The organism is Gordonia sp. PP30, assembly GCF_023100845.1.
Lineage (GTDB): Bacteria > Actinomycetota > Actinomycetes > Mycobacteriales > Mycobacteriaceae > Gordonia.
On record NZ_CP095864.1, the window covers coordinates 2,242,486 to 2,267,422 of the forward strand.

Here is a 24,937-nt window from a genome sequence, read left to right on the forward strand (position 1 = left end):
ACTACCCGCTGTTCCGCAGCGCGGTCGCGAGGCCGTTCATGGTCAGCTGGATGGCGCGGCGGATCTCCGGGGTGTCCTCACCGCCGCGGAACCGGCGGAGCAGCTCGATCTGCATCAGATTCAGCGGTTCCAGATACGGGAAGCGGTTGTACACCGACCGTTTGAGCGCGTCGTTGTCGGCGAGCAGGTCGTCGGTGCCGGTGATCCTGGTGTACATCTCCAGCGTCCGCTCGTGTTCGACGGCGATCATCCCGAAGACCCGCGCGCGCAGATCGGCATCGGGCACCAGGTCGGCGTAGCGCGCGGCCAGCCCCAGATCCGACTTGGCGAGCACCTGCGCCATGTTGCTCATCACCGACCGGAAGAACGGCCAGGTCCGGTAGTACTCGGACAGCTGCGCGAGCCGCCCGTCGTCGTCGCCGATCCAGGTGGCGAAGGCGCTGCCGGTGCCGTACCAGCCGGGCAGCATCACCCGGCACTGCGTCCACGACAGCACCCACGGGATGGCCCGCAGATCCGAGATCGCGGTGGTCTGCTTCCGGGACGTCGGCCGGCTCCCGATGTTCAGGGCGCCGATCTCCGACAGCGGCGTCGAGTCGGTGAAGTACTCGACGAAGCCGGGCGTGTGATGCACCAGGTCGCTGTACGACGCCCGCGCGAGCGCCGCGAGCTCGTCGAGCACCCGGTAGGCCTCCGCGGAGTCGTCCAGGCCCTCGATGTCGAGCAGCGTCGACTCCAGGGTGGCCGCCAGCAGCGTCTCCAGGTTGCGGCGGGCGCCGACCGGCTCGGCGTACTTGGCCGCGATGATCTCGCCCTGTTCGGTGAGCCGCAGCGACCCCTGCACGGCGCCCGGCGGCTGGGCGAGGATCGCGTCGTAGCTGGGTCCGCCGCCGCGGCCGACGGTCCCGCCGCGGCCGTGGAACAGGCGCAGCGCGATCCCGGCCTTCCGGGACGCGGCGACCAGGTCGAGTTCGGCCCGGTACAGCGCCCAGTTCGCCGCCAGGTAGCCGCCGTCCTTGTTCGAGTCCGAGTAGCCGAGCATGATCTCCTGCGCCCCGTGCTGGGCGTCGACCAGAGTCCGGTAGAACGGCAGGTCCCAGGCGGCCGAGATGATCCCGGCACCGGACTGGAGGTCTTCGATGGTCTCCAGCAGCGGCACCACCCGCACCGTCGACGACGGCCGGCCCGCCGTATCGAGGCCGTACAGCCCCGCTTCCTTCAGCAGCACCAGCGCTTCGAGCATGTCCGACACCGACTGGCACATGCTGATGATGTAGGTGGGCACGGCCGCCGGGCCGAATCGCTCCACGGCCCGCGCGGCCGCCCGGACGACCCCGAGTTCCTTGGCCGCCAGTTCGCTGAGCGGCGCCTCGGGCGTCGTCAGTGGCCGCCGGGAGGTCAATTCCTCGGACAGCAGCGCCACCCGGGCGGCCTCGTCGAGCGCGGCGTAGTCGTCGCACACCCCGGCCCACGCCAGCAACTCGGCGACCACCTGCTCGTGCGTCTCCGAGTTCTGCCGCATGTCCAGGCCCGACAGATGGAACCCGAAGGTGTGCACCGCCTCCCGCAGGGCGCCGAGGCGGTTGTCGGCCACCGTGTCGTCGACGACGGCCCGCAGCGCCGCATCGATCACATCGAGGTCGGCCAGCAGCTCGCCGGGCCCGGTGTACGCGGCGTGCCCGTCGACCCACGACATCTCGGTCGCCGAGAGGTATTCGGGTCCGAGCAGCTCGAGCATGGTCGCCACCAGGCGCGCCGAGACGGTGTGCAGTGCCGACCGGAACGGTTCGTCGTCGTGGTCCGCGGCACGGCCGGACAGCGCGCGCAGATCGTCGGTGATCGGTGCCACCAGGCGCGCCGACATGGCGAGTTCCTGCCGGAGCCGGGTCAGCTCGTCCAGGTGGTGCCGCAATGCGGCGACGGCCGCCTTGGTGGTCGCCTCGGCCACCACCTCGGCCGTCACGTACGGGTTGCCGTCCCGGTCGCCGCCGATCCACGAACCCATCGTGATCATCGAGAGGCCGTCGAGACCGGCGTCCGGATAGGCCGCCGTCAGCGCGGCGCGGACGTCGCGGTTCAGCCGGGGCACCACCTCGAAGAAGGAGGCGTCGTAGTAGCGCAGACCGGTGGTGATCTCGTCGCTGATGGTCAGCCGGCGCAGGCGGATCAGCGCGGTCTGCCAGAGCATCAGGATCTGCTGGTAGATGTCGCGGTCGATGCGGTCCAGTTCGGCGGGGGTCAGCTCGGTGCGGGCCCGCACCCGCATCAATTCGGTGATGCGGTTCTGCGCGTCGAACACGCTGCGCCGCCGGGTCTCGGTCGGGTGGGCGGTGATCACCGGCACCACCGCGGCGTGCGCCAGGGCGCGGCCCACCTCGGCCGCCGGCAGCGCGGCCGCGGCCAGCGATTCGAAGGTCCGGGCCAGGCTCGACGGCTGCGGCGGATCCTCGGCACGCAGGTGGATGCGGCGCCGTCGTTCCCGGTGCAGGTCCTCGGCCAGGTTCGCCAGCAGCGCGAAGTTGGAGAAGGCGCGGATCACCGCCATCAATTCGCGGACGGTCGGCGTGGTGTACCGCGCCGCCAGGTCGTCGCGACTGATCTCGGAGTAGCGGATCGCGAACGCATCCCGGCGCGAGCTCTCGACCAGGGCGAAGGTCTCCTCCCCGGCGTGCGCTTTGATCACGTCGCCGAGCAGGCCGCCGAGGAAACGGATGTCCTCCCGCAGCGGCTCGGTGGCCGCCCGGCCGGAGTCGATGATGCGGATGCGCTCGATCATCGGAGTACGGAGTGCGCGGTCGATGGCGGCGGGATCGGGGATCGGGAAGTCGGCCATGGGTCCCAGTATCGTCCCGTCCCTCCCGGGGCGCAGGGTGACCGGCCAGTCGCAGGGGCCGGACGACGAGAGCCGGGACGTTCCCCCGAGGGGGAGCGTCCCGGCTCTGCGGCTCGATCGGCGCGCGACCGCGCTACGAGTACTTGATGTTCAGGCCCACGCCCACGATCATGATGAACCAGATCAGCCCGATGAAGATGGTCGCCCGGTCGAGGTTCTTCTCGACCACCGACGAACCGGACAGGCTCGACTGCACGCCGCCGCCGAACAGCGACGACAGGCCGCCGCCCTTGCCCCGGTGCAGCAGCACGAGAACGATCAGCAGCACACTGGTGATGGCCAGGCCGATGAAGAGTGCGAGTTCCACGAGGCGAGAATCCTGTTCGGTGAAATGACTGTGGCAGGCGCCCCCGAAGGGGCAACCTGCCACAGTCTACGCGATGAACCGCCCGATCAGAGCAACGGCCCGCCCGCGGCGATCGCACACAGCTGCGCGAACTCGTCCGCCTTGAGCGACGCGCCGCCCACCAGGGCGCCGTCGACGTCGGGCTGCCCGACGATCTCGCCGACGTTCTTGGCGTTGACGCTGCCGCCGTACAGGACCCGCACCCCGGCCGCGGTGGCCGCGTCGGAGATCTCGGCGAGCGCCGCACGCACCGCCGCGCACACCTCCTGGGCGTCCTGCGCACTCGCGACCCGGCCGGTGCCGATGGCCCAGACCGGTTCGTAGGCGACGACCACCTTGCTGATCTGCTCGGCCGTGAGACCGGCCAGCGACGCCTTGACCTGCGCGACGTTGTAGGCGACGTGCTCGCCGGCCTCGCGGACGTCGAGCCCTTCACCGATGCAGACGATCGGCGTGAGGCCGTACTTGAGCGCGGCCTTGGCCTTGCCCAGCACCACCTCGTCGGTCTCGCCGTGCAGGGTGCGGCGCTCGGAGTGGCCGACGGTGACGTAGGTGCAGCCGAGCTTCTCCAGGAAGGCGCCGCTGATCTCACCGGTGTAGGCACCCGAGTCGTGCTCGGACACGTCCTGCGCACCGTAGGTGAGCAGGAGCTTGTCGCCGTCGACGATCGTCTGCACGCTGCGGATGTCGGTGAACGGCGGGAGCACCGTCACGTCGACCTTGTCGAAGTACTTCTCGGGCAGCGCGAAGGCGATCTTCTGTACCAGCGCGATGGCCTCGAAGTGGTTGAGATTGCACTTCCAGTTGCCCGCGATCAGCGGCTTGCGTGCGGCGGCCATCAGTTCCCCACTTCCAGTACGGCGAGCCCCGGGAGTTCCTTGCCCTCGAGATACTCCAGCGAAGCACCGCCGCCGGTCGAGATGTGCGAGAACGCCGAATCCGGCAGGCCGAACGACCGCACGGCCGCGGCCGAGTCACCGCCGCCGACCACGCTGAACGCGCCGTCCTGGGTGGCCGCGGCGATCGCCTCGGCGACGCCGCGGGTACCGGTGGAGAACTTCTCGAACTCGAAGACACCCATCGGGCCGTTCCAGAACACCGTCTTGGCGCCGCGGAGCACGGCCGAGAAACGCTCGACGCTGCCCGGGCCGATGTCCAGGCCCATCCCCTCGGTGAAACCGTCGCGGGTGAACGCGATCGAGGTGCCGGCGTCGGCGGCGAACTTGTCGGCCACCACGATGTCGTGCGGCAGGTGGATCACGTCGCCGAACCGGTCGAGCAGGTCCTTGCAGGTGTCGATCATGTCTTCCTGCAGCAGCGAGTCGCCGACCGGGCTGCCCTGCGCCCTGATGAAGGTGAAGGCCATGCCGCCGCCGATCACCAGGGTGTCGACCTTGGGGGCCAGGGCCTCGATGACGGCGAGCTTGTCGGACACCTTGGACCCGCCGAGGACCACCGCGTACGGGTGCTCCACGTCGGTGGTGATCCGCTGCAGGACGTCCACCTCGGTGGCCACCAGGTCACCGGCGTACGACGGCAGCAGCTTCGCCACGTCGTACACCGAGGCCTGCTTGCGGTGGACCACGCCGAAGCCGTCGGACACGAACGCGCCGTCGTCGCCGACCAGCTCCACCAGTTCGCGGGCCAGCGCGGTGCGCTCCGCCTCGTCCTTGGAGGTCTCCCGCGGATCGAAGCGGATGTTCTCCAGGAGCAGGACGTCGCCGTCGGTCAGGCCCTCGGCGCGCGCGAGCGCGTCGGAGCCGACCGTGTCACCGGCGAGCTGGACGTTGCGGCCCAGTTCCGCCGAGAGGCGGGCGGCGACCGGAGCCAGCGACAGCGCCGGGTCCGGCTCGCCCTTCGGACGGCCGAGGTGCGCGGTGATGATCACCTTGGCACCGGCGTCGACCAGCTGACGCAGCGTCGGGATGCTGGCCAGGATGCGGCCCGGATCGGTGATCTCGCCGCCGTCCAGCGGCACGTTGAAGTCCGACCGGACCAGCACGCCGCGACCCGAGACTCCTTCGGCGAGAAGGTCTTTGAGAGTGCGTACAGCCATCGGGCTTACAGCGACTTGCCGACGAGGGTGACCAGGTCGGCGAGGCGGTTGGAGTAGCCCCACTCGTTGTCGTACCAGGAGACGACCTTGGCCTGGTTGCCGATCACCTTGGTGAGGCCGGCGTCGAACAGCGAGCTGTGCGGGTCGGTGACGATGTCGCTGGACACGATGGGCGCGTCGTAGTACTTCAGGATGCCCTTCATCGGGCCCTCGGCGGCGGCCTTCATCGCGGCGTTGATCTCCTCCGCGGTGGCGGCCTTCTCCAGCTCCACGGTGAGGTCGGTGACCGAGCCGGTGGGGATCGGCACGCGCAGGGCGTAGCCGTCGAGCTTGCCCTTCAGGTCCGGGAGCACCAGCGCGATGGCCTTGGCGGCACCGGTCGAGGTCGGCACGATGTTGATCGCGGCGGCGCGGGCGCGGCGCAGATCCTTGTGCGGTGCGTCCTGCAGGTTCTGGTCCTGGGTGTAGGCGTGCACGGTGGTCATCAGGCCCTGCTTGATGCCGAAGTTGTCGTGCAGGACCTTGGCGAACGGCGCGAGGCAGTTGGTGGTGCACGAGGCGTTCGAGATGATGTTCTGGCTGCCGTCGTACTGGTCGTCGTTGACGCCCATCACGATGGTGATGTCCGGATCGCTGGCCGGGGCCGAGATGATGACCTTCTTCGCGCCGGCGTCCAGGTGGCCCTGCGCGGCGTCGCGGCCGGTGAAGATACCGGTCGACTCGACGACGACGTCGACGCCGAGGTCCTTCCACGGCAGCGCGGCCGGGCCCTCGCGCAGCGCGAGCGCCTTGATGCGCTTGTCGCCGACCACGATCTCGTCGCCGTCGACCGACACGTCCTCGGGCAGGCGGCCCAGGATCGAGTCGAACTTCAGCAGGTGAGCCAGGGTGTTGATGTCGGTCAGATCGTTGACCGCGACGATCTCGATGTCGGTGGTGCCGGCGGCATTCGTCGCCAGCACGGCACGGAAGAAGTTGCGGCCGATGCGGCCGAATCCGTTGATGCCTACCCGAACGGTCACGTTGTGCTCCTTAGCAGAGTGGGAGAGCCGGTGGGAATGTCCGGCCCACTGCGTCCAGCCTAGTGGCAGGCCGCCCGCTCTTCAGCAGAAGGTCCCGATGCGGTGTGCGTCACGCCCGCTCGGTGCGCACCCGCGCCGAACCGAGCAGCATTCCGGCGGCGGCGAGCTCGGACTCGTCGTCGAAGGAGACCGCCAGCTGCACGAACTTCGACGGTCCGACCGCGAAGCCGTAGAACGAGTCGGCGCCGGCACCGGTCTCCGGCTCGTGAAGGCGAAAACCGGCATACCGGACCTGATCCGCGAACCACGTCCGTTCGTCGTAGCGATCCGGGGAGGCACCCGCCAGCAGCCGTGCCAGGCTCGCCGCGGCGTCCTGTCCGTCGTCGCGCCGCCAGAGCGTGAGCCGGGCCGTGAAACCGGGCCGCCACAGCACCAGCGTGCCGTCCTCGACGCGGCGGTTCACCGGCCGGTCGAGGGTGATCTCCCACTCGGGAGACAGCGGCAGCGGCCCGCTGACCACCGGGAAGTCCGGGTTGAGGCCGGCCGGGACGGGCGCCGGTGCGATGGGGCCGGTACCTCGTGTCTGTTCCGGCACGAAGCCGTCGCCGGCACGGACCAGCGCGGTGCCGACGGGTGACGACAGGTGCGGCGTGACCGCCGGGTCCCACACGCCGATCTCGGCGAGCGCGAGCACCGCGAGGTTCTCCGGGGTGTCGACGTACTCCTGGGTCTCGTCACCGGCCAGGAAACTCCAGCCGAGTTCGTCGCGCACCATGTAGCCGACCGGGCGGCGGTCGTTGAGGATGCGACGGCTCACGTGGCAGGTCTGCGCGGCCGCGGTGGGGTCGGTCATTATGTTCACGCTTCGTCGAGGAGTTCGGGGGTCACCGCGGATTCGGTGTCGGGCAGGCCCTCCTGGCGGGCCTTCTTGTCCGCCATGGACAGCAGCCGCCGGATCCGGCCGGCCACCGCGTCCTTGGTCATCGGCGGATCGGCGAGCTGGCCCAGTTCCTCCAGGGATGCCTGCCGGTGTTCGACGCGGAGGCGGCCCGCGGCCACTAGGTGGTCGGGCACCTCGTCGCCGAGGATGTCCAGGGCGCGCTCCACGCGCGCGGCCGCGGCGACCGCGGCACGCGCCGAGCGGCGCAGGTTGGCGTCGTCGAAGTTGGCGAGGCGGTTCGCGGTGGCCCGGACCTCGCGCCGCATGCGGCGCTCCTCCCACACCAGCCGGGTCTCGTTGGCGCCCATCCGGGTCAGCAGTGCGCCGATGGCCTCGCCGTCGCGGATCACCACGCGGTCGCTGCCGCGTACCTCGCGGGCCTTGGCCACCACGCCGAGCCGCCGGGCCGCACCGACCAGGGCCAGGGCGGCCTCCGGTCCGGGACAGCTGACCTCGAGGGACGACGACCGGCCCGGCTCGGTCAGCGAACCGTGCGCCAGGAACGCACCGCGCCAGGCGGCCTCGGCGTCGCCGACGCTGCCGCCGACCACCTGCGCGGGCAGCCCGCGCACCGGGCGGCCACGCGGATCGAGCAGCCCGGTCTGGCGGGCGAGCGCCTCACCGTCCTTGCTGACGCGCACGATGTATCGCGCGCTCTTGCGGAGTCCTCCCGACCGGAGCACGTGCACCTCGGACGGGTAGCCGTAGAGATCGTGGATCTCCTGGCGCAGCCGGCGGGCGACGTTCCCGAGATCCACCTCCGCCTCGACCACCACCCGTCCGGCCACGATGTGCAATCCCCCGGCGAACCGCAGGAGCGCCGCGGCTTCCGCCTTCCGGCAACTCAGTTGCGCCACCGACAGACGACTCAATTCGTCCTTCACCGCGCCTGTCATGGCCAACCTGACCAAGCCTCCTTCGTGCCACTCGTCCAGCAACTCTCGTCAAAGCTTACCGTGCGGTCAGTTATGACTTCCATACCGTCTCTCCTGTCTCTCCTTCCGGGGGGACGTCGCGGCCTCACCTCCGGTCGTGCAGGAGCGCACCGAGCGTCACGGACACCTTGACCGGGTCGTGCACATCCTGTCCGGGGAGTCCGAGATCGGCGATCACCAGACGCGCCCCGAACTCGCCTGCCGCCCGCTCCAGGTGCTCGCGTTCGCGTCCGGCCGGCACCGAGGCGGCATCGACCAGGATGTCGTCGCAGCGCAGGGAGCCGCCGGCGTGCGCGGCGAGCACGTGCAGGTGCCGTTCCACCGAGAACCCGGTGGTCTCCCCCGGCTCGTTGGCCAGATTCACCACCAGCACCTTGCGGGCCGGCGTCGCACGCAGCGCCGCCAGCTGCTCGGGCACCAGCACGTGCGGGATCACACTGGAAAACCAGGAACCCGGCCCGAGAGTGACCAGATCCGCGGCGCCGATCGCCTCGACGGCCTGCGTGCACGACGACGGTTCGGCCGGCGTCACCCGCACCCGCCGCACCACGCCGGGGGTGGTGGCGACGGCGACCTGCCCGCGGATCACCCGGCTCATCCGCGGGTCCTCCTCGAGGCCGGTCACATCGGCCTCGATCACCAGCGGCTCGGTGGCCATCGGGAGCACCCGGCCGTCGATCCCGAACAGGTCGACCAGCGCGTCCAGGGCGGCGACGATGTCGTCGCAGCGCTCGTCCACGCCGGACAGCAGCAGATTGCCGATCGGGTGCCCGGCGAGCGCACCGCTGCCGCCGAAGCGGTGCTGCAGCAGATCGGCCCACATCCGGGCGCGGTCGGCGGACGCCGGATCGACGGCGCCGCGCGCCTCGAGCGCGGCCGGGGCCGACAGCAGCGCCGCGAGCGCCATCCGCAGGTCTCCGGGTGGAATCCGGCCGAGTTCGTGCCGCAGGCGCCCGGACGACCCGCCGTCGTCGGCGACGGTCACCACGGCGGTGACCTCGGGTGTCAGGTAGCGCAGGGCGGTGAGCGTGTTGTAGAGGCCGTGCCCGCCGCCGAGCGCGACCGCCTTCATTCGCGCCCCAGATCGCGGTGGGAGGCGACCACCTCATAGCGCGGACGGCCGTCGGTGTCGGTCTCCGCGGCGAGGCGCCGGGTGATCTCCTCGGTCATCGCGACGCTGCGGTGTTTGCCGCCGGTGCAGCCGATCCCGATGGTCATGTAGCTCTTGCCCTCGCGGAGGTATCCGCGGGCGATGATGTCGACCAGTTCGGTGTAGCGCTGCAGGAACTCGAGCGCATCGGGCTGGCCGAGCACGTAGTCGCGCACCGGCGCCTCCCGGCCGTTGTGCTCGCGCAGCTCCGGGATCCAGTACGGGTTGGGCAGGAAGCGGACGTCGGCGACGAGGTCGCAGTCGATGGGCAGCCCGTATTTGAAACCGAACGACTGGACGGCGATCGAGAGCCCCTGTCCGGTCTGCGAGGGGAAGACCTGCGCCACCATCGTCCGCAGCCGGGTCGCCGAGAGGTCGGAGGTGTCGATCAGCGTCTCGGCGTCGGCCTTGACGCCCGCGAGCATCGCCCGTTCGGCGGCGATGCCCTCGGACAGGGTGCCGCTGCCCTGCAGCGGGTGGCGGCGTCGTACCTGTTCGAAGCGCCGGATCAGGACCGGGTCGGAGGCGTCGACGAAGAGCAGCACGGTGTGCGCCCCGCCGTCGGCGAGCTCGGCCCGCAGATGGGCGAGGTCGGCCGCGAACGTCGGGCCGGTCGGGCGGACCACCATGGCGATCTTCTGCGCGCCGATCTCGCTGGTGCGGACTCCGTCGACCACCTGGGCGATCACCGAGACCGGGACGTTGTCGGCGACGTACCAGCCGTCGTCTTCGAGCACGTTGGCGACCGACGTCCGGCCCGCGCCGGACATGCCGGTGACGAACAGGACGGTGGTGGCGCTGGGGGCCTCGGCCTCGCTCACGGCGCGGTCCTCTCCTTGAGGTCGGTGTGGGGGGTGTCGCTGTGCAGTGCTTCGTGGACGGTGCGGGCGGTGGCCTTGCCCATCCCGCGGACCTGCGCGATCTCGTCGACCGTGGCCTGTTTCAGCTTGGCGACCGAGCCGAAATGGGTCACCAGGGCGGTCCGCCGCGAGGGTCCCAGGCCGGGAATCCCGTCGAGCGCGGACGCCGTCATCCGTTTGCTGCGCTTGGACCGGTGGAAGCCGATCGCGAAGCGGTGCGCCTCGTCGCGGATGCGTTGCAGCAGGAAGAGCGCCTTGGAGTTCCGCGGCAGGATCACCGGTTCATCGTCGCCCGGAATCCAGACTTCTTCCAGTCGTTTCGCCAGACCGACCACCGTCACGTCGGTCACGCCGAGGTCGTCGAGGACGGCCGCGGCGGCGTGCACCTGCGGCTGCCCGCCGTCGACGACGAACAGGTTCGGCGGATAGGCGAAGCGGCGCGGCCTGCCGGTCTTGGGGTCGAGGGCCGCTTCCGGCGCGAGATCGCCCCCGTTGTCGGCGGCGGCTTCCCCCGGCTCCGTCTCCCCCGGCGCGGCCGCGCCCGCCCGGTCCGCGGCATCGCTTCGATGGCGCAGGAAGCGGCGGTGGGTCACCTCGGCGATCGAGGCGACGTCGTCGGAGTGGCCGTCGCCGGCCGCCTCCCGGATCGAGTAGTGCCGGTAATCGGATTTGCGGGCGAGGCCGTCCTCGAAGACGACGAGGGAGGCGACCACGTCGGTGCCCTGCACGTGGGAGATGTCGATGCACTCGATGCGCAGCGGCGCGTCGTCCATGCCGAGCGCCTCCTGCAGTTCGGTGAGCGCGGCCGAGCGGGTGGTGAGGTCACCGGCCCGCTTGAGCTTGTGCCGGGTCAGCGCCTCGCCGGCATTGCGTTCGACGGTCTCGGCCAGGGTGCGCTTGTCGCCGCGCTGCGGCACCCGGAGCGAGACCCGGCTGCCGCGGCGCTCGGACAGCCACGCGGTGAGCTGCTCGGCGTCGTCGGGCAGTTCGGGGATCAGCACCTCGCGCGGGATGCCGGAACTCATCTCCGACTCGTCGCCGTAGAACTGCAGCAGGAAGGCCCCGACCTGGTCGCCCAGGGTGGCGTTCTCCTGCACCTCGACCACCCAGCCGCGTTCGCCGCGGACCCGGCCGTCACGGACATGGAAGATCGCCACCGAGGTCTCGAGTTCGTCGCCGACCATCGCGATCACGTCGGCGTCGGTGCCGTCGCCGAGCACCACCGCCTGCTTCTCCATGGCGCGCCGCAGGGCCGACAGGTCGTCGCGCAGCCGTGCCGCGCGTTCGAAGTCCAGATCCTCGGCGGCGGCGCCCATCTCGCGTTCCAGCCGGCGGATCAGGGTGTCGGTCTTGCCGGCGAGGAAGTCGCAGAAGTCCTCGGCGATCTCCCGGTGCTCGGCGGCGTCGACCCGCCCGATGCAGGGCGCCGCGCATTTGTCGATGTAGCCGAGCAGACACGGCCGGCCCATCTGCGCGTTGCGCCGGAACACCCCGTTGGAGCAGGTCCGCACCGGGAACACCCGGGTCAGCAGGTCGACGGTCTCCCGAATGGCCCAGGCGTGGGCGTACGGGCCGAAATACCGCACACCCGGCTTGCGCGCGCCCCGGTAGACGAAGACCCGCGGGAACTCCTCGTTCATGGTGACCGCGAGCATCGGGTAGCTCTTGTCGTCCCGGTAGCGGACGTTGAAGCGCGGATCGAACTCCTTGATCCAGTTGTATTCGAGCTGAAGGGCCTCCACCTCGGTGCCCACCACGGTCCACTCCACGGAGGCGGCGGTGGTGACCATCTGCCGGGTGCGCGGGTGCAGCGTGGTGAGGTCGGCGAAGTACGACGTCAACCGTGACCGCAGGCTCTTGGCCTTGCCGACATAGATCACCCGCCCGTGCGCGTCGCGGAACTTGTACACGCCGGGGTCGGTCGGGATGGTGCCCGGAGCCGGGCGGTAGGTCGTCGGATCGGCCACGGTTCCCAGGTTAGTCGCCGGGTCCGACAGGGGTCCGGCGGGCGAAGGTGCGGCGGAGGACGGCGGCCGCCGCATCGTCCAATGGGAAGCCGTGGATCCAGGCCGCCCAGTCGTAGTCGTCGTCGGACCAGCGTGTGCTCTCGTCCGGCCAGTGCAGATCCCACGGTTCCGATGATCGCGGCCGCCGGGCGAGGCTGAGTGATACGTGCCCGGCAGCACTGCGGGTGCTCGCCTCGAAACCGCCGTCGTCGTCCCGGCGGTGCACGCTGAGCTGCCCGAAGGGCACGGTGAGCGGCAGTGCGAACCCGGCCGGCCCGACGTGCTCGGTGAACCAGTCCTGTTCGGCCTTCCGCCGCTGCTCCCACTCCCGTCGCAGGTCGGCGTCGCGCTCGGCGACCGCTGTCACCGGACCGTCGTAGCGGAACCAGCCGGGTTCGACGTCCGCCGTGGCGAAGCGCACATACGACGCGCGGACCCCGGCGTGGTCGTTCCGCATCTCCAGCACCGCGCCGGTCTCCCGATCGACCACGAGCCGGATCGGATACGGCTTGCGCTCCGGCGCCGCGAGTTCCACCGCCCAGGCCGGGCGGCCGAGGAACTCGGTCTCCTCGATCGGTCTCTTCGTGGGCCGGGTGAAGTCGTCGCTGCGCGCCCAATCGTTGGCGTCCCGAACGGCGAGGATCGCTCTGCCGGGCCCGGTGTACTCCACCCGGCTGCCCGGGCTCAGCACCGGTGGCTCGGCCGGCGCCGACGGGTCGAACCGCCACGCGTGCTCGCCGTCGCGGCGGAACACCGGCGTCCCGTCGGGCAGATCGACGCGCAGTCGGCGGCCGTGCTGCCACACCCGCACCGCACCGGGCGGGAGGCCGACGAAGACCGGTATCTCACCCATCCACATCCGGAAGCCGTCGTCGTCATCGACGGTCTCCACCACCCCGGTCACCGGGACCGACGGACCGTCGACCATCGCGATCAGCACCTCGACCCACGCCGTCACCGGCTCACGCCTCCCGGACGATGCTGGTGCCGTACACGCTCAGCGAGCGGTAACCGAGGCGGTACGACGCGGTGGTCATCTCGTCGCCGGCCTCGCCGTCGTGGGCGACGCGGATCGGGGCGGCGGAGGTGATCTCGAAGGCCGGGACCTGCGCCTCCTGATACAGCTTGGACGCCTTGATCCGGCCGGTGAGCAGCGAGGCGGCGATGCGGAGGGTCTCGAAGCGGTGCCCGGTGCGCAGGTAGCGGACGTCGATGAGGCCGTCGTCCAGGCGGGTGCGGCGGCCCGGGAAGAATCCGGCGGTGCCGTACATGCCGTTGCCGAGGAAGAAGAAGAGGGTCTGCACCTCGTCGCCGTTCATCGCCACCGTGACCGGTTCGCTGTGCCGGAGGACGTGCAGCCCGGCGCGGATGGTGGCGACCGGGCGGCTCGCGCTGTGCTGAAAGCGCTCGCGCGCCTTCACGTATTCGGGGTAGGCGCCGATGCTCGACGTGTTGAGGATCAGCTGGTCGTCGTTCAGCCAGAGCACGTCGACGTCGGTGACCTCGCCGGACCGGACGTAGTCGACGGTCGACCCGACGTGTTCGGCGCCGATGTCCTTCGCGAAGTGGTTGAAGGTGCCCGCCGCGAAGACGGCGAGCGGCAGACCGGACTCGATCGCCTGCTGCGCGACGGCGGCGACGGTGCCGTCGCCGCCGGCCACGCCCAGCACCTCCGCGCGCGCCGCCGCCTCCCGGGCGACGTCGCCGAGGTCCCCGGCCGTCGACAGGTCGACGATCTCCGCGGCGGGCAGCTCCTTCTCGATCTGCGCCTGCACCCGCTCACCGGTGCCGTCCCCGGACGCCGGATTCACCAGGATCACCAGGCCTTCCCCGTCCGGGCGGGGGCGCTGCTCCGGGCGGCGCGGCGGCGGCACGGTGATCGCGTGGTCGTCGACGGGCTTCACCAGCTGCGCGCCCAGCACCGCGATCCCGGCGCCGAGCGCGAAGCCGGCGAGGACGTCGCCCGGATAGTGGGCGCCGGTGGCCACCCGCGACAGGCCGACCAGTCCGGCGAGCCCGCCCAGCAGGTATCCGGCCGGCCGGTTCTCCACGCCGACGGCCATCGCGAAGGCCGCGGCGCTGGCCGAGTGCCCGGACGGGAACGAGCTGGACGTCGGCTGGCGGCGCAGCCGGCGCAGCCCGATCCCGGCGGTGTCCGGCCGCACCCGCGGGTGCACCCGCTTGCTCACCTGGTTCGCGATGAGACTCGTCACGCCGAGGGTCACGACGCCGCGCGCGGCACCCCGCCGGAGCGACGGCGACTTGGTGGTGGCCATCGCGGCGGCGATCACGAACCACAGCTTGCCCTTGTCCGCGGCCGCCGACAGCGGCTTCATCGCGGCGTCCAGGAACGGGCTCGGCGAGTCGGCGACGGCGCGGAACACCCGCTCATCGAGTTCGGCGAGGCCGGCGGTGAGCGCTTCGGCGGGCTGTTCGTTGGGCACGACGGGACCGGTGAATCGGGTGGGACGGATCATAGGGAAACCGTAGCGGCCCGCGACGGTAAACTGGTGCTCATGACGCGCTCGCCGCGCCCCGCGGCCCGGCGCCGCAGCCGGGCTGCGGTGACCGGGGTCCTCGCGAGCGCCCTCGTCCTGCTGCTGTCGAGCTGCCAGATGAACGCCGGCACCGAGTTCGCGAGTCAGTTCGGCCGGTACCTCGACGGCCGCGACGATGTCGCGAGCCATCGGATCCGCGGCAACAACGACCTTCCCGGGCGCGGTTCCGCCGACAGCCGGGTGGATCTGCGCGCCGGCCTGTCCGACGCCGAGCTGGCCCGCTCGATCAGCGAGATCACGCACCACCGCGTCGCGCGGAAGATCGCGCACCACAATCTGTCGTTCTACTTCCCCGCGGTCAACGGCAGCGGGGCGCCCGCGACGGTGTCGGTGTTCGTCCGGACCGGCGACGGCGCGCTCGGCGACACCTCCCCCGCCGCGCTCGAGCGCCGGATCGCCGAGGTGCGGGCCTTCGCCGCGTCCGATCCGGGGCTGATCACGCTCGACACCTTCATCCACGACCTGCGCGGCAGCACCACCGGCGACCCGTACGTGACGGCGGACCGGCTGAACGACTATCTGCGCACCGACCCGCCCGGCGTCCGCTACATGTCGGCGACCAGCGGAGATGTCGGTGCGCTGGGCGTGGTGAGCTTCGACGCCGGCGACTCGGTGGAGCCGCTGCGGCCGCTGCGGCAGGTGCTCGCGGCGCTTCCGCCCGGGGTCACGCCGGTGCGCTGGCGGGCGAACTCGCAGCGGCCGGTCACCGCACCGCAGTTCGAGCTGGTCCTGCCGCGGGGCACCGATCCCGCGGTGCTCGAAGCGGCGGAGCATCGCGCCGCCGAGGCCGGGATCCCGCTGTCGGCATCGATCGCGAGATAGCGGCGCCGCCCGGGCCGGACCAGCCCTTAGGCAGGCCGGTCCGGTGTCGGCTCGGCGGGCGGGCGGTACTCGCGCTGGAGTTCCCGGACCCGCCGCATCGCGGCGACGGCGGCGTCGCCGTCCCGGGCCTGCACGGCCATCACCGGAATGTGCTCGTCGTACGGGAACAGCAGCCGGGCCCACGGAGCCTTCTCCGGGTAGCTCATGCCGGTCACCTCGTCCCAGCCGTACACCCGCTCGGTCACCAGGTTCAGGACGCCGATCCCCCGCGGGCCGACGCGCAGCCGCGAACGGGTGAAGAGCAGCAGCACGCAGGAGATCACCACGCCGATGGTGATCAGCGCGGCCTGATCCTGCCAGCCGACGGGCGCTCCGGTGTCCCGCCAGGTGAGCAGCAGACCGAAGGTGACGTGAATGGCGATCACCACGACGATCGCGATGATCACGATCCGCACGATCGCCTTGGGCCGGTAGACGTAGACCCAGTCGTCGTCGGTGTCGGGCCGCTGCTCCGGCGCCGCGGTGTTCATCGGCCGGCGAGGCCGGCCAGCACCAGCGCCGACGCGAGCGCCGCCGTCATCGCTTGCGCGCCTTTGTCTTCCGACGATCCGGGCAGACCCGCCCGGTTAATGGCCTGGGCCTCGTTCAGGGTGGTCAGGACGCCGTTGCCGACCGGCGTGGACTCGTCGAGCGAGACCCGGGTCAGGCCGGCGGTCACCGCGTCGCAGACGTATTCGAAGTGCGGGGTCTCCCCCTTGATCACCACGCCGAGCGCGACGACGGCGTCGTGCGTGCGGGCCAGCGCCTGCACGATCACCGGCAGCTCGATCGCCCCGGCGACCCGGACGACCGTCGGATCGGTGACGCCCGCGTTCGCGGCGGCGCTGACCGCGCCGTCGAGCAGCGCCGTGCAGATCAGCTCGTGCCACTGCGAGGCGACGATCGCGACCTTCAGCCGTCCGGCGTCGGCCAGCTCGAGCGTCGGTTCTCCGCTGCCGCTCATGCGCCCGCTCCGTTCTCGATCGCGTCGTCGAGTCCCTGCAGGTCGTGACCCATGCGATCGCGTTTGGTCTTCAGGTAGCGCAGGTTCTCCTTGGTGGCCCGGACCGGCATCGGCACCCGGTCGATGATGGTGAGCCCGTAGCCGTCCAGGCCGACGCGCTTGGCCGGGTTGTTGGTCAGCAGCCGCATGGACCGCACGCCCAGGTCGACCAGGATCTGCGCGCCGATGCCGTAGTCGCGGGCGTCGGCCGGCAGGCCGAGCGCCAGGTTGGCGTCGACGGTGTCGCTGCCCGCATCCTGGAGCTGGTAGGCCTGCAGCTTGTGCAGCAGGCCGATTCCGCGGCCCTCGTGGCCGCGCATGTACAGCACCACGCCGCGGCCCTCCTGCGCGACGGCCTCCATCGCGGCGTGCAGCTGCGGGCCGCAGTCGCAGCGCAGCGATCCGAAGACGTCGCCGGTCAGGCACTCCGAGTGCACACGGACCAGTACGTCGGCGCCCGCCCCGTCGGGTCCCGCGACGTCGCCCATCACCAGCGCGACGTGCTCGACGTCGTCGTACGGGCTGGAGTAGCCGACGGCGGTGAAGTCGCCGAACTCGGTGGGGATCCGGGCCTCGGCGACGCGCACGACATGCTTCTCGTGGTGGCGCCGCCACGCGATGAGGTCGGCGATGGAGATGAGGGCGAGGTCGTGCTCGTCGGCGAAGACGCGCAGCTCCTCGAGGTGCGCCATGTGGCCCTCGTCCTTCTGGCTGACGATCTCGCAGATCGCGCCGGCCGGCCGCAGCCCGGCGAGCCGGGCCAGGTCGACGGCGGCTTCGGTGTGGCCGGGGCGGCGCAGCACGCCGCCCTCCTTGGCGCGCAGCGGCACGACGTGTCCGGGGCGGGTGAAGTCGTGCGCCTGCGCGTCGGCCTCGGCGAGCTTCCGGATGGTGACGGCGCGGTCGGCGGCGCTGATGCCGGTGCCGACGCCCTCGCGCGCGTCGACGGTGACGGTGTACGCCGTGCCGTGCTTGTCCTGGTTCACCGAGTACATCGGCGGCAGCCCGAGGCGGTCGCAGTCGGCGCTCTCCAGCGGCACGCACACGTAGCCCGAGGTGTATCGCACCATGAACGCCACCAGTTCGGGGGTGGCCTTCTCGGCGGCGAAGATCAGATCGCCCTCGTTCTCGCGGTCCTCGTCGTCCACCACCACCACGGCCTTGCCGGCCGCGATGTCGGCGAGTGCGCGTTCGACGCTGTCCAGCGTCACCTTGCCGGTCTCGTCAGTCATCCTCACTCGCCTTCCTTCACCACGCTGCCGTGCGCCGTCGCCCCGGTCAGTCGTTCTACATATTTCGCGATCACGTCCACCTCGAGGTTCACCGGGTCGCCCACCTGCGCGACGCCGAGGATCGTTCCGGCGAGCGTGGTGGGGATCAGGGAGACCTCCAGCCAGGGCGCGCCGGCGTCGTCGCCGACCGCCGACACCGTCAGCGACGTGCCGTCGATCGTGATCGACCCCTTCTCCACCACGTATCTCGCCAGCCCGGCGGGTATGGCGACCCGCACGACGGTCCAGTTCTCGGTGGGCGAGATCGACGCGATGGTGCCGACACCGTCGACGTGCCCCTGCACGATGTGCCCGCCGAAGCGCCCACCGGCCGGCATCGCCCGCTCCAGGTTGACCGCGGAGCCGGGGGCCAGGCGGCCGAGGGAACTGCGCTGCAGGGTCTCGTCCATCACGTCGACGGTGAACGTGTCGGTGGTCTGTTCGACGACGGTCAGGCAGACCCCGTTGACCGCGATCGAGTCACCGAATCCGGCGTCGCTGGTGACCAGCGGGCCGCGGATGGTGATCCGCGCCGCGCGGTCGAGATCCTCGCGCGCGACGATCTCGCCGCGTTCCTCCACGATTCCGGTGAACACCCGTCTCCTCCATGCATCCGCGCTCGGGGAGGACAGGTCGCGGCCCGGTGCCGCGCTGCCGTTCTCTCGTATCCGGACTGTGACCGTCGGCTCCGGGATCTCACCGGAATCTGCTGTCCCCGTGCTGGCACGGGCGCTCGCGGGCTCGTGACGCTCACGGACCTGCCGCTCGCCTCCATCACCGCCGGTGGGGAATCGCACCCCGCCCCGAGAACTCTGTCTCCGACGCTAGCACGCGGACGCGCCGTCGTGGCGCGCGCTCCGGCGCTGTCCTGCGGTGTTAGATAGACGCACAGCGCACGAAAGCCCGTGCGCGTCACCGCGACGACACCCAGGGGACGCCATGACCACTTCGCCCACCGGAAAGATTCCCGCCGGGCAGCCGCCCGCCTCGAAGGGCGCCGGCCGTGACATCGGCGTCTTCATCAAGCGGTTCTGGCTGCCGATCATCCTGGTGATCCTGGCCATCATCTTCATCGCCACCAACACCAACGACACGCCGCTGACCATCGGCTGGGTCACCATCAACTCGCCGCTGTGGCTCACCATCACCGTGACCGTGATCGTCGGCTTCGTGATCGGCTGGTTCGTCGGGCGCCGGGGCAAGAGCGACTGAGGCGGTACCCGCGCCGGCTGACCGTACTGTGACGTAGATCAGCGGCGCGGTCGGTGCTGCGCCGACATCATTCGGATTCGTTCCGGGCGGTCAGGGTGACCAGAAGGTCGTCGCCGAGTTCGGTCACCGACTCGCGACGGAAGCGGTGCGCCTGGGTGAGGGTGGTGACGGTGCGGTCGAGGACGGCCGGGGAGCCGTCGCCGAGGATCGTCGGCGCCAGGTAGTACTGGACCTCGTCGACCACACCGGCGGCCAGGAAGGCACCGAGGATGCCGGGACCGCCCTCCACGAGCACCCACAGGGCGTCGGGGACGGCGTCGAGGACGTCGCGCGGATCGTACGAGCGGACCTGGACCAGCGGAGCCGTGTCGTCGAGGAGTTTCGCACCGGCCGGCAGGTCTCGCTGCCCGACCACCACGCGGGTGGGCTGATGGGCGTAGAGCGAACCGTCCGGCCGCCGCGCGGTGAGCGACGGGTCGTCGGCGAGGGCCGTCCCGGTCCCGATGACGATGGCGTCGAGCCGTGACCGCTGGGTGTGCGCGTGAGCGCGCGCCTGCGCCCCGGTGATCCACCGGCTGGTGCCGTCGGGTGCGGCGATGCGGCCGTCGAGGGTGGCGGCGATCTTCGCGGTGACGAAGGGGCGGCCGTGCGCCTGCCGGAACAGCCAGGGCCGCAGCGGCCCCCGCCGGATCTCGTCGGAGAGGACGCCGCCGGTCACGGTGACGTCGGCGGCCCGGAGGCTCTCCGCTCCCCCGGCGGCGATCGGATTCGGGTCGGACACACCGAAATGGACCGCCGTCACCCCGGCGTCGATGAGCGCTTCGCTGCACGGCCCGGTACGGCCGGTGTGGTTGCACGGCTCGAGGGTGACCACCGCGGTGCCGCCGCGAGCGGCGCGTCCCGCATCGCGCAGGGCGACGATCTCCGCGTGCGGTCCGCCCGGCGGCTGAGTGTGCCCGACACCCGCGACCCCGCCCTCGGCGTCCAGGATCACCGCACCGACCGGAGGGTTCGGCGAGCTGAATCCCTGTGCGCCCCTAGAGGTCTCGATCGCCAGGCGCATGGCGCGCTCGATCGCGGTGGCGGACATGCGTCAGACGGTGACGGCGGCGTCGGTGGCGAGCCGGCGCAGTTCGGCGACCCGGGCGGCCGGATCGTCGCCGCCGTAGACGGCCGATCCGGCGACGAAGCAGTCGACGCCGGCCTCGGCGGCCTCCTCGATGGTGTTCGCGGCGATGCCGCCGTCGATCTCGATGAGCAGCTTGAGCTGCTCGGCGTCGATCAGCTTCCGCAGCTCACGCACCTTGTGCAGGACCTCCGGCATGAACTTCTGTCCGCCGAAGCCGGGTTCCACGCTCATGATCAGCAGGGTGTCGAACTCGGGCAGGATCTCCAGGTACGGCGCCAGCTCGGTGCCCGGCTTGATGCCCAGCCCCGCCTTGCCGCCGGCCGCGCGGATGTCGCGGGCGACGGCGACCGGGTCGTCGGTGGCCTCGGCGTGGAACGACACGTTGTACGCCCCCGCCTCCGCGTACGGCGGCGCCCAGCGCCCCGGATCGGCGATCATCAGGTGGCAGTCGAGCGGGATGTCGGTGGCCTTGAGCAGCGACTCGACCACCGGCAGGCCGAGGGTCAGATTCGGGACGAAGTGGTTGTCCATCACGTCGACGTGCACCCAGTCGACACCGGGGTCGATCTCGGAGGGGCCGACGGCGGCGATCTCGGCGGCGAGGTTGGCGAAATCGGCGGACAGGATCGAGGGCGCGATCATCGGCGCCGGTCGTTGACACATGCGTCGTAGTGTAACGGTCTCCGGGGTGAGCGCCGGGCCGTGGCGCCGTACTCCTTTTGGAGGACATGACGGGGCGATTCGCGAGGATCGCGATAATCTTCGTGCCTACCACGAGCCAGGAGTGTCATGCCGAGTCGCGATCCCCGCCAGCCCGGACCAGGCCGGATTCCCCGGCCGACTCCCCCGCCTCCTCCCGGCACGCCCCCGGCCGCGGCCGACGCGGCACCGCCCCGGTTCGGTGGACACGCGCCGCATCCGGCAGCCCCGCTCCCCGGACGGGCCGGCCCGCCGCCCGCACCGCCGGGCCCCGGACGGCCCCTGTCCGGGCCGTCGCACCCGGTGCCGCCGGCCCCGCCCATGCCCGCGGCCGGGCCGCACCCCACGACACCCGGCGGACCCCGACCGCCGACACTTCCGCAGCCACCTCGGCCCGGTGCGGCGGGCCCGATTCCGGACGCTCCGGCGGAGCCGACGGCCACCATCGCGATCGGCGGTCCCGCGCCGGCCCCGGAACGACGCCGACGATTCGGCCGCAAGGGATCGCCCACCGAACTCCCCGGCAGCGCCGCAACGACGACCGATTCGGCAGGCGGCGACCGCCGGCGCGGCCCCCTCGCCTTCTTCCGCACCCGCCGCGGCACTCTTCTCCGCTGGACCGCACTGTGTCTGGGACTGATCCTGATCGGCTGGTCCGTCGGCTACCTGGTGATGCCGCGCAGCGGCGGCGGAGACCAGATCGTCATTCCGAAGGAAGCCTTCGAGGCGACCGCGACACGGGGTGACATGCCGTCACTGGTGGGGCTGAACCGCGACGCGGCCGTCGCCGCGATCGGTGACGCCGGAATCAGCGGCATCACCATCGACTATCGCGACAAGCCCGCGGCCGGACCCACCGGCACGGTCATCGCCCAGACACCCGCCGCCGGCGTGGCGGTGACCGACGGCATCGAACTGACTCTCTCGGTGCCCGCACCGATGCCCGCGCTGAAGGGCGTCCCGAACAGGGATGCCCGGACCACCCTGGAAGACCTCGGTGCGATCGTCACGGTCGAGAGCGTCGTCGACCCGGCCGCACCGGCGGGAACCGTACTGCGCACCGATCCCGCCGAGGGCCAGCCGATGCCGTCGAGCGTGACCATGGTGGTCGCCGATCCCGGCGACGCGCTCAGCCTCTCGACGGTGTCGACCGTCTCCTCGTCGAGCTGTTCGACCTCGAGTTCGGCGAGTGTGGCGGGCAAGACCCTGAGCAACAACGTGACCTGTACGCCGGGGTCGTCGAAGAAGGCGGAGGCGGAATACGCGATCAACCGCAACGCCACCCTGCTCGAGGCGACGGTCGGCACCGACGACACCAAGGGCAAGGGTGGTGCGACGGTCACGATCTACGGCGACGACCGTCCACTCAAGACGGTGAACGTCGGCCTGGGCCGTTCCGAGGACATCCGGGTGGACGTCCGGAACATGATGCGCCTGCGGATCGTGGTGACCTCCGGCGGCGGTGACGACTCCCCGACGGTCGTGCTGGGCGACGCCCGGCTGCGCGGTTCCACCGACGGCCTCGACCAGATCGCGGGCCGGCGATGATGCGGCGGCTGATCGTCGCCGCGATCGCCGCACTGCTGGTGCTGAGCGGACTGCCGTGGCTGCCGGCCGGCCCGGCCGCGGCCGAGCCCAAGGCCAGCGGACCCGGCACCGTACTCGTGGTGATGGATACCTCCGGGTCGATGTCGGCGTCCACCGACGGCGGCAGCACCCGGATCGAGGAGGCACGAAGTGCCGTACTCAAGACCGCGGACTCGTTGCCCACCGGTGCCCGCTTCGGGCTCATCGCCTATCCCGGCAACGGTCGCGTGGTCGACGGCTGCTCGATCGGTGACGAGGAGATCAAACTCGGCACACTCGAGGCCGGCACGGTATCGACCGCTGTGCGGCGGCTGACTCCGAGCGGCGACACGCCTACCGGCCCGGCGCTGCAACACGCGGCAGACGTCCTCCGCAAGGAAGGCGGCCACGGCACGATCATCGTCGTCAGCGACGGTGACGCGAACTGCGGCTCGTCGAACCTCTGCGAGGTCGCCGAGAAGATCGCCAAGGAGGGCATGGCCGTCCAGGCGCATACCGTCGGATTCCACCACGAAGACGATCAACTCGCCTGTGTCGCGAAGACACTCGGCGGCAGACATGTGAACGTCACCGAGCCGGGGGCGCTGGAACCCGTACTTGAGGAACTCAGCGGCGCGAAGCTGGAGTTCGACCTGGAGGTGCCGAAAGAGATGCCCGAAGTCGCCGGTACCGGCACCCAGGGCAGCACGATCGTCGCCAAGGTGCGCAGCACCGGACAGCAGCCGGCCAACAACGTGCGCGTGTCGATCCAGGTGACCGGCGCCGACGGCAAGCCGAGCACCAAACTCATCATTCCGCAGGCCGTCCGCTTCCTCGGCAATCTCCAGCCCGGCCAGCGAGAACGGCAGGTGCGGATGACGATCCGTCCACCCGAGGGCACCATCGGCGACTACAAAGTGACGGGGACCGCGTATTCGGTGAACACCTCACCGGTACAGCAGAGCGGGTCGTTCAAGGTCGTCCGCAGCGGCCCGGTCTCCGGACTCCTCGGCGACGTGCAGAGCGTCGCGGTACTCGGCGACTCTTATTCTTCCGGTGAAGGATCCGGAGACTATATCGCGGGCACCAACTCGCAGTTCGAGAACATGTGTCACCGGTCGAAAGCGAACTATGCGGGTGTCATGTTCTCCGATAACGCGTACACGATCGCCTGCTCCGGGGCGACGACCTGGGATTTCTGGGCCCAGCAGCAGGTAGCATGGTCACCTCCCAAGAACCGCGGCATGTACGAGATGCCCCAGCTCAAGCGCCTCCACGAGGTGGCTTCTCATCACCCCGTCGACGCCGTATTTCTCTCGGTCGGCGGAAATGACGTTGGCTTCGGCGATGTCCTGGGTGCCTGCATCGCGAAATTCGATCACTGCATCCCGCAGGTCCGAGAGGCGACCAAGAAGGCGAAGGCACAGTCTCTCGCCGACCGGCTCGCCGATGTCTACACCGACGTCGACAACACCATCAATTCGGATACCCCACGGAAGCAGCGAGGACAGCACACGGCGCCGATCGTCGTCGTCCCGTATCCGCGGATCACGCCGACCAACAACGCCCTCGCCGAAGAGGGCGAACCTGGGCAACTCCGACCCGGCGAAGGCTGCATGATGGGTGTCAGTCCCGACGAGATCACCGAGCTGAACTCCATGCTGGACGCGGTGAACGCGACGATCGCCCGTGCGGTGGACGCGGCCCGGGCCACCGGGGTGCCGGTGTACTACGCACAAGATGTGATCGGTGCCTTTCAGCCCGATCACACCATTTGCGCGCGGGACTCGTACGCGGTCAACAGTGTCGCCGCGAACGCAGCGCCATGGCTGCAGCAGCAGATCGCCCATCCGAACCGGAAGGGCTACGAAGCGATGGCCAGCAGTCTTCGGGGGTGGTCGCAGACGACGACCCGCTTCGTACCTCGCGACGAGCACCGTTCCGATTGGTCGGACGTGGTGATATCCGAACGCAATCCGGTGGACAAGGTCAGTAATCTGATCTCGGCCCCGGTCAAGAAGTTCGATCTCATGGAACCGCTGACCGACATCAACGTCCAGAGCTCCGGATACCAGCCGAACAGTGTGGTCACCATCGAGGTGCGTTCGACTCCGCGCGCCATCGGCAGCTTCATCGCCGACCGTAATGGGAACGTGAACGTCCATTTCGTGTTGCCGAGCCACGTGACTCCCGGCCGACACAAGCTGGTCGCGCAGGGAATCGCTCCCGACGGATCCGCTCGACAAACCGTTCAGGACATCCGGGTGATCCCCCGCTACAGCGGGATCATGACCGTGGTGTTCCTCGTCGGCGTGATCCTGGCCGCGGGCGGGGCGATCTCGATCCGGCGAGCCAAGAAACGCAAATCCCGCGCCAGCCGCACGTCCCTCCCAACCTGATGGCGCCGCCGCCCACGCCGGCGGTGTGAAG

At 70.6% G+C, this 24,937-nt stretch carries 22 protein-coding genes and 1 riboswitch; of the genes, 4 read left to right on the plus strand and 18 right to left on the minus strand.

The genetic code is table 11. The annotated features are described in order from the left end of the window. Position 1: 1 nt before the first annotated feature. From ppc to MYK68_RS10355, 12 genes are all read right to left on the minus strand, one after another. Positions 2 to 2,833: a phosphoenolpyruvate carboxylase gene (ppc, locus tag MYK68_RS10300; RefSeq protein ID WP_247863564.1), complete on the minus strand. Its 2,832-nt coding sequence runs from the start codon at positions 2,831 to 2,833 to the stop codon at positions 2 to 4. A gap of 133 nt (positions 2,834 to 2,966) precedes the next feature. After that, positions 2,967 to 3,200, minus strand: coding sequence for a preprotein translocase subunit SecG (secG, locus tag MYK68_RS10305; RefSeq protein WP_247863565.1), 234 nt, complete (start codon positions 3,198 to 3,200; stop codon positions 2,967 to 2,969). An 86-nt stretch (positions 3,201 to 3,286) separates the two neighbouring features. Next, complete coding sequence (gene tpiA, locus MYK68_RS10310) at positions 3,287 to 4,078, minus strand: triose-phosphate isomerase (protein ID WP_247863566.1); 792 nt, start codon at positions 4,076 to 4,078, stop codon at positions 3,287 to 3,289. Then, a complete protein-coding gene (locus MYK68_RS10315) occupies positions 4,078 to 5,295 on the minus strand; it encodes a phosphoglycerate kinase (protein ID WP_247863567.1) in 1,218 nt (405 codons plus the stop codon). Before MYK68_RS10315 ends, tpiA begins: the two co-directional genes overlap by 1 nt. Positions 5,296 to 5,300: 5 nt before the next feature. Further along, positions 5,301 to 6,317 carry a type I glyceraldehyde-3-phosphate dehydrogenase gene (gene gap, locus MYK68_RS10320; RefSeq protein ID WP_247863568.1) on the minus strand — a complete coding sequence of 339 codons (1,017 nt, stop codon included), beginning with the start codon at positions 6,315 to 6,317 and terminating at the stop codon, positions 5,301 to 5,303. 109 nt (positions 6,318 to 6,426) lie between these two features. Then, positions 6,427 to 7,170, minus strand: a complete 744-nt coding sequence (locus tag MYK68_RS10325) for an immunity protein Imm33 domain-containing protein (protein WP_247863569.1) — start codon at positions 7,168 to 7,170, stop codon at positions 6,427 to 6,429. A gap of 5 nt (positions 7,171 to 7,175) precedes the next feature. Further along, entirely contained in the window at positions 7,176 to 8,153 is a 978-nt protein-coding gene (gene whiA, locus MYK68_RS10330; RefSeq protein ID WP_247863570.1) for a DNA-binding protein WhiA, read from the minus strand. 124 nt (positions 8,154 to 8,277) lie between these two features. Further along, positions 8,278 to 9,264: a gluconeogenesis factor YvcK family protein gene (locus MYK68_RS10335; protein ID WP_247863571.1), complete on the minus strand. Its 987-nt coding sequence runs from the start codon at positions 9,262 to 9,264 to the stop codon at positions 8,278 to 8,280. Next, positions 9,261 to 10,112, minus strand: coding sequence for an RNase adapter RapZ (rapZ, locus tag MYK68_RS10340; protein ID WP_247868006.1), 852 nt, complete (start codon positions 10,110 to 10,112; stop codon positions 9,261 to 9,263). The genes MYK68_RS10335 and rapZ overlap by 4 nt, the downstream gene beginning before the upstream one ends. Positions 10,113 to 10,159: 47 nt before the next feature. After that, a complete protein-coding gene (gene uvrC, locus MYK68_RS10345; RefSeq protein WP_247863572.1) occupies positions 10,160 to 12,169 on the minus strand; it encodes an excinuclease ABC subunit UvrC in 2,010 nt (669 codons plus the stop codon). 10 nt (positions 12,170 to 12,179) lie between these two features. Beyond that, positions 12,180 to 13,166 carry a hypothetical protein gene (locus MYK68_RS10350; RefSeq protein ID WP_247863573.1) on the minus strand — a complete coding sequence of 329 codons (987 nt, stop codon included), beginning with the start codon at positions 13,164 to 13,166 and terminating at the stop codon, positions 12,180 to 12,182. A 4-nt stretch (positions 13,167 to 13,170) separates the two neighbouring features. After that, positions 13,171 to 14,685, minus strand: a complete 1,515-nt coding sequence (locus MYK68_RS10355; protein WP_247863574.1) for a bifunctional phosphatase PAP2/diacylglycerol kinase family protein — start codon at positions 14,683 to 14,685, stop codon at positions 13,171 to 13,173. Positions 14,686 to 14,724: 39 nt separating this feature from the next. Here MYK68_RS10355 and MYK68_RS10360 point away from each other — a divergent pair, with 39 nt between their 5' ends. Then, positions 14,725 to 15,588, plus strand: a complete 864-nt coding sequence (locus MYK68_RS10360; RefSeq protein ID WP_247863575.1) for a hypothetical protein — start codon at positions 14,725 to 14,727, stop codon at positions 15,586 to 15,588. 26 nt (positions 15,589 to 15,614) lie between these two features. On the opposite strand, the gene MYK68_RS10365 is transcribed toward MYK68_RS10360, so the two are convergent. The 4 genes from MYK68_RS10365 to MYK68_RS10380 are packed head-to-tail and all read right to left on the minus strand — an operon-like array spanning position 15,615 to position 18,497. Continuing rightward, entirely contained in the window at positions 15,615 to 16,118 is a 504-nt protein-coding gene (locus MYK68_RS10365) for a PH domain-containing protein (protein WP_247863576.1), read from the minus strand. Continuing rightward, on the minus strand, positions 16,115 to 16,591 hold the full coding sequence (gene ribH / locus MYK68_RS10370; RefSeq protein ID WP_247863577.1) for a 6,7-dimethyl-8-ribityllumazine synthase: 477 nt from the start codon (positions 16,589 to 16,591) through the stop codon (positions 16,115 to 16,117). Before ribH ends, MYK68_RS10365 begins: the two co-directional genes overlap by 4 nt. Then, positions 16,588 to 17,862 (minus strand): bifunctional 3,4-dihydroxy-2-butanone-4-phosphate synthase/GTP cyclohydrolase II, encoded by a 1,275-nt coding sequence (locus tag MYK68_RS10375; RefSeq protein WP_247863578.1) that lies wholly within the window; start codon positions 17,860 to 17,862, stop codon positions 16,588 to 16,590. The genes ribH and MYK68_RS10375 overlap by 4 nt, the downstream gene beginning before the upstream one ends. 2 nt (positions 17,863 to 17,864) lie before the next feature. Next, positions 17,865 to 18,497 carry a riboflavin synthase gene (locus MYK68_RS10380; RefSeq protein ID WP_247863579.1) on the minus strand — a complete coding sequence of 211 codons (633 nt, stop codon included), beginning with the start codon at positions 18,495 to 18,497 and terminating at the stop codon, positions 17,865 to 17,867. Positions 18,498 to 18,553: 56 nt separating this feature from the next. After that, positions 18,554 to 18,716, minus strand: a riboswitch (FMN riboswitch). A gap of 124 nt (positions 18,717 to 18,840) precedes the next feature. On the opposite strand from MYK68_RS10380, the gene MYK68_RS10385 reads away from it, so the two are divergent. Further along, positions 18,841 to 19,113 (plus strand): Z-ring associated ZapG family protein, encoded by a 273-nt coding sequence (locus tag MYK68_RS10385; RefSeq protein ID WP_247863580.1) that lies wholly within the window; start codon positions 18,841 to 18,843, stop codon positions 19,111 to 19,113. A 67-nt stretch (positions 19,114 to 19,180) separates the two neighbouring features. Here MYK68_RS10385 and ribD read toward each other — a convergent pair whose 3' ends face one another. Continuing rightward, positions 19,181 to 20,203 carry a bifunctional diaminohydroxyphosphoribosylaminopyrimidine deaminase/5-amino-6-(5-phosphoribosylamino)uracil reductase RibD gene (gene ribD / locus MYK68_RS10390; protein WP_247863581.1) on the minus strand — a complete coding sequence of 341 codons (1,023 nt, stop codon included), beginning with the start codon at positions 20,201 to 20,203 and terminating at the stop codon, positions 19,181 to 19,183. Positions 20,204 to 20,206: 3 nt separating this feature from the next. Beyond that, the gene (gene rpe, locus MYK68_RS10395) at positions 20,207 to 20,905 is read right to left on the minus strand and encodes a ribulose-phosphate 3-epimerase (RefSeq protein ID WP_247863582.1); all 699 of its coding nucleotides are present in this window, start codon (positions 20,903 to 20,905) and stop codon (positions 20,207 to 20,209) included. 357 nt (positions 20,906 to 21,262) lie between these two features. Here rpe and MYK68_RS10400 point away from each other — a divergent pair, with 357 nt between their 5' ends. After that, positions 21,263 to 22,489 (plus strand): PASTA domain-containing protein, encoded by a 1,227-nt coding sequence (locus MYK68_RS10400; RefSeq protein ID WP_247863583.1) that lies wholly within the window; start codon positions 21,263 to 21,265, stop codon positions 22,487 to 22,489. Further along, positions 22,486 to 24,906, plus strand: a complete 2,421-nt coding sequence (locus tag MYK68_RS10405) for a VWA domain-containing protein (protein ID WP_247863584.1) — start codon at positions 22,486 to 22,488, stop codon at positions 24,904 to 24,906. The genes MYK68_RS10400 and MYK68_RS10405 overlap by 4 nt, the downstream gene beginning before the upstream one ends. Positions 24,907 to 24,937 lie beyond the last annotated feature (31 nt).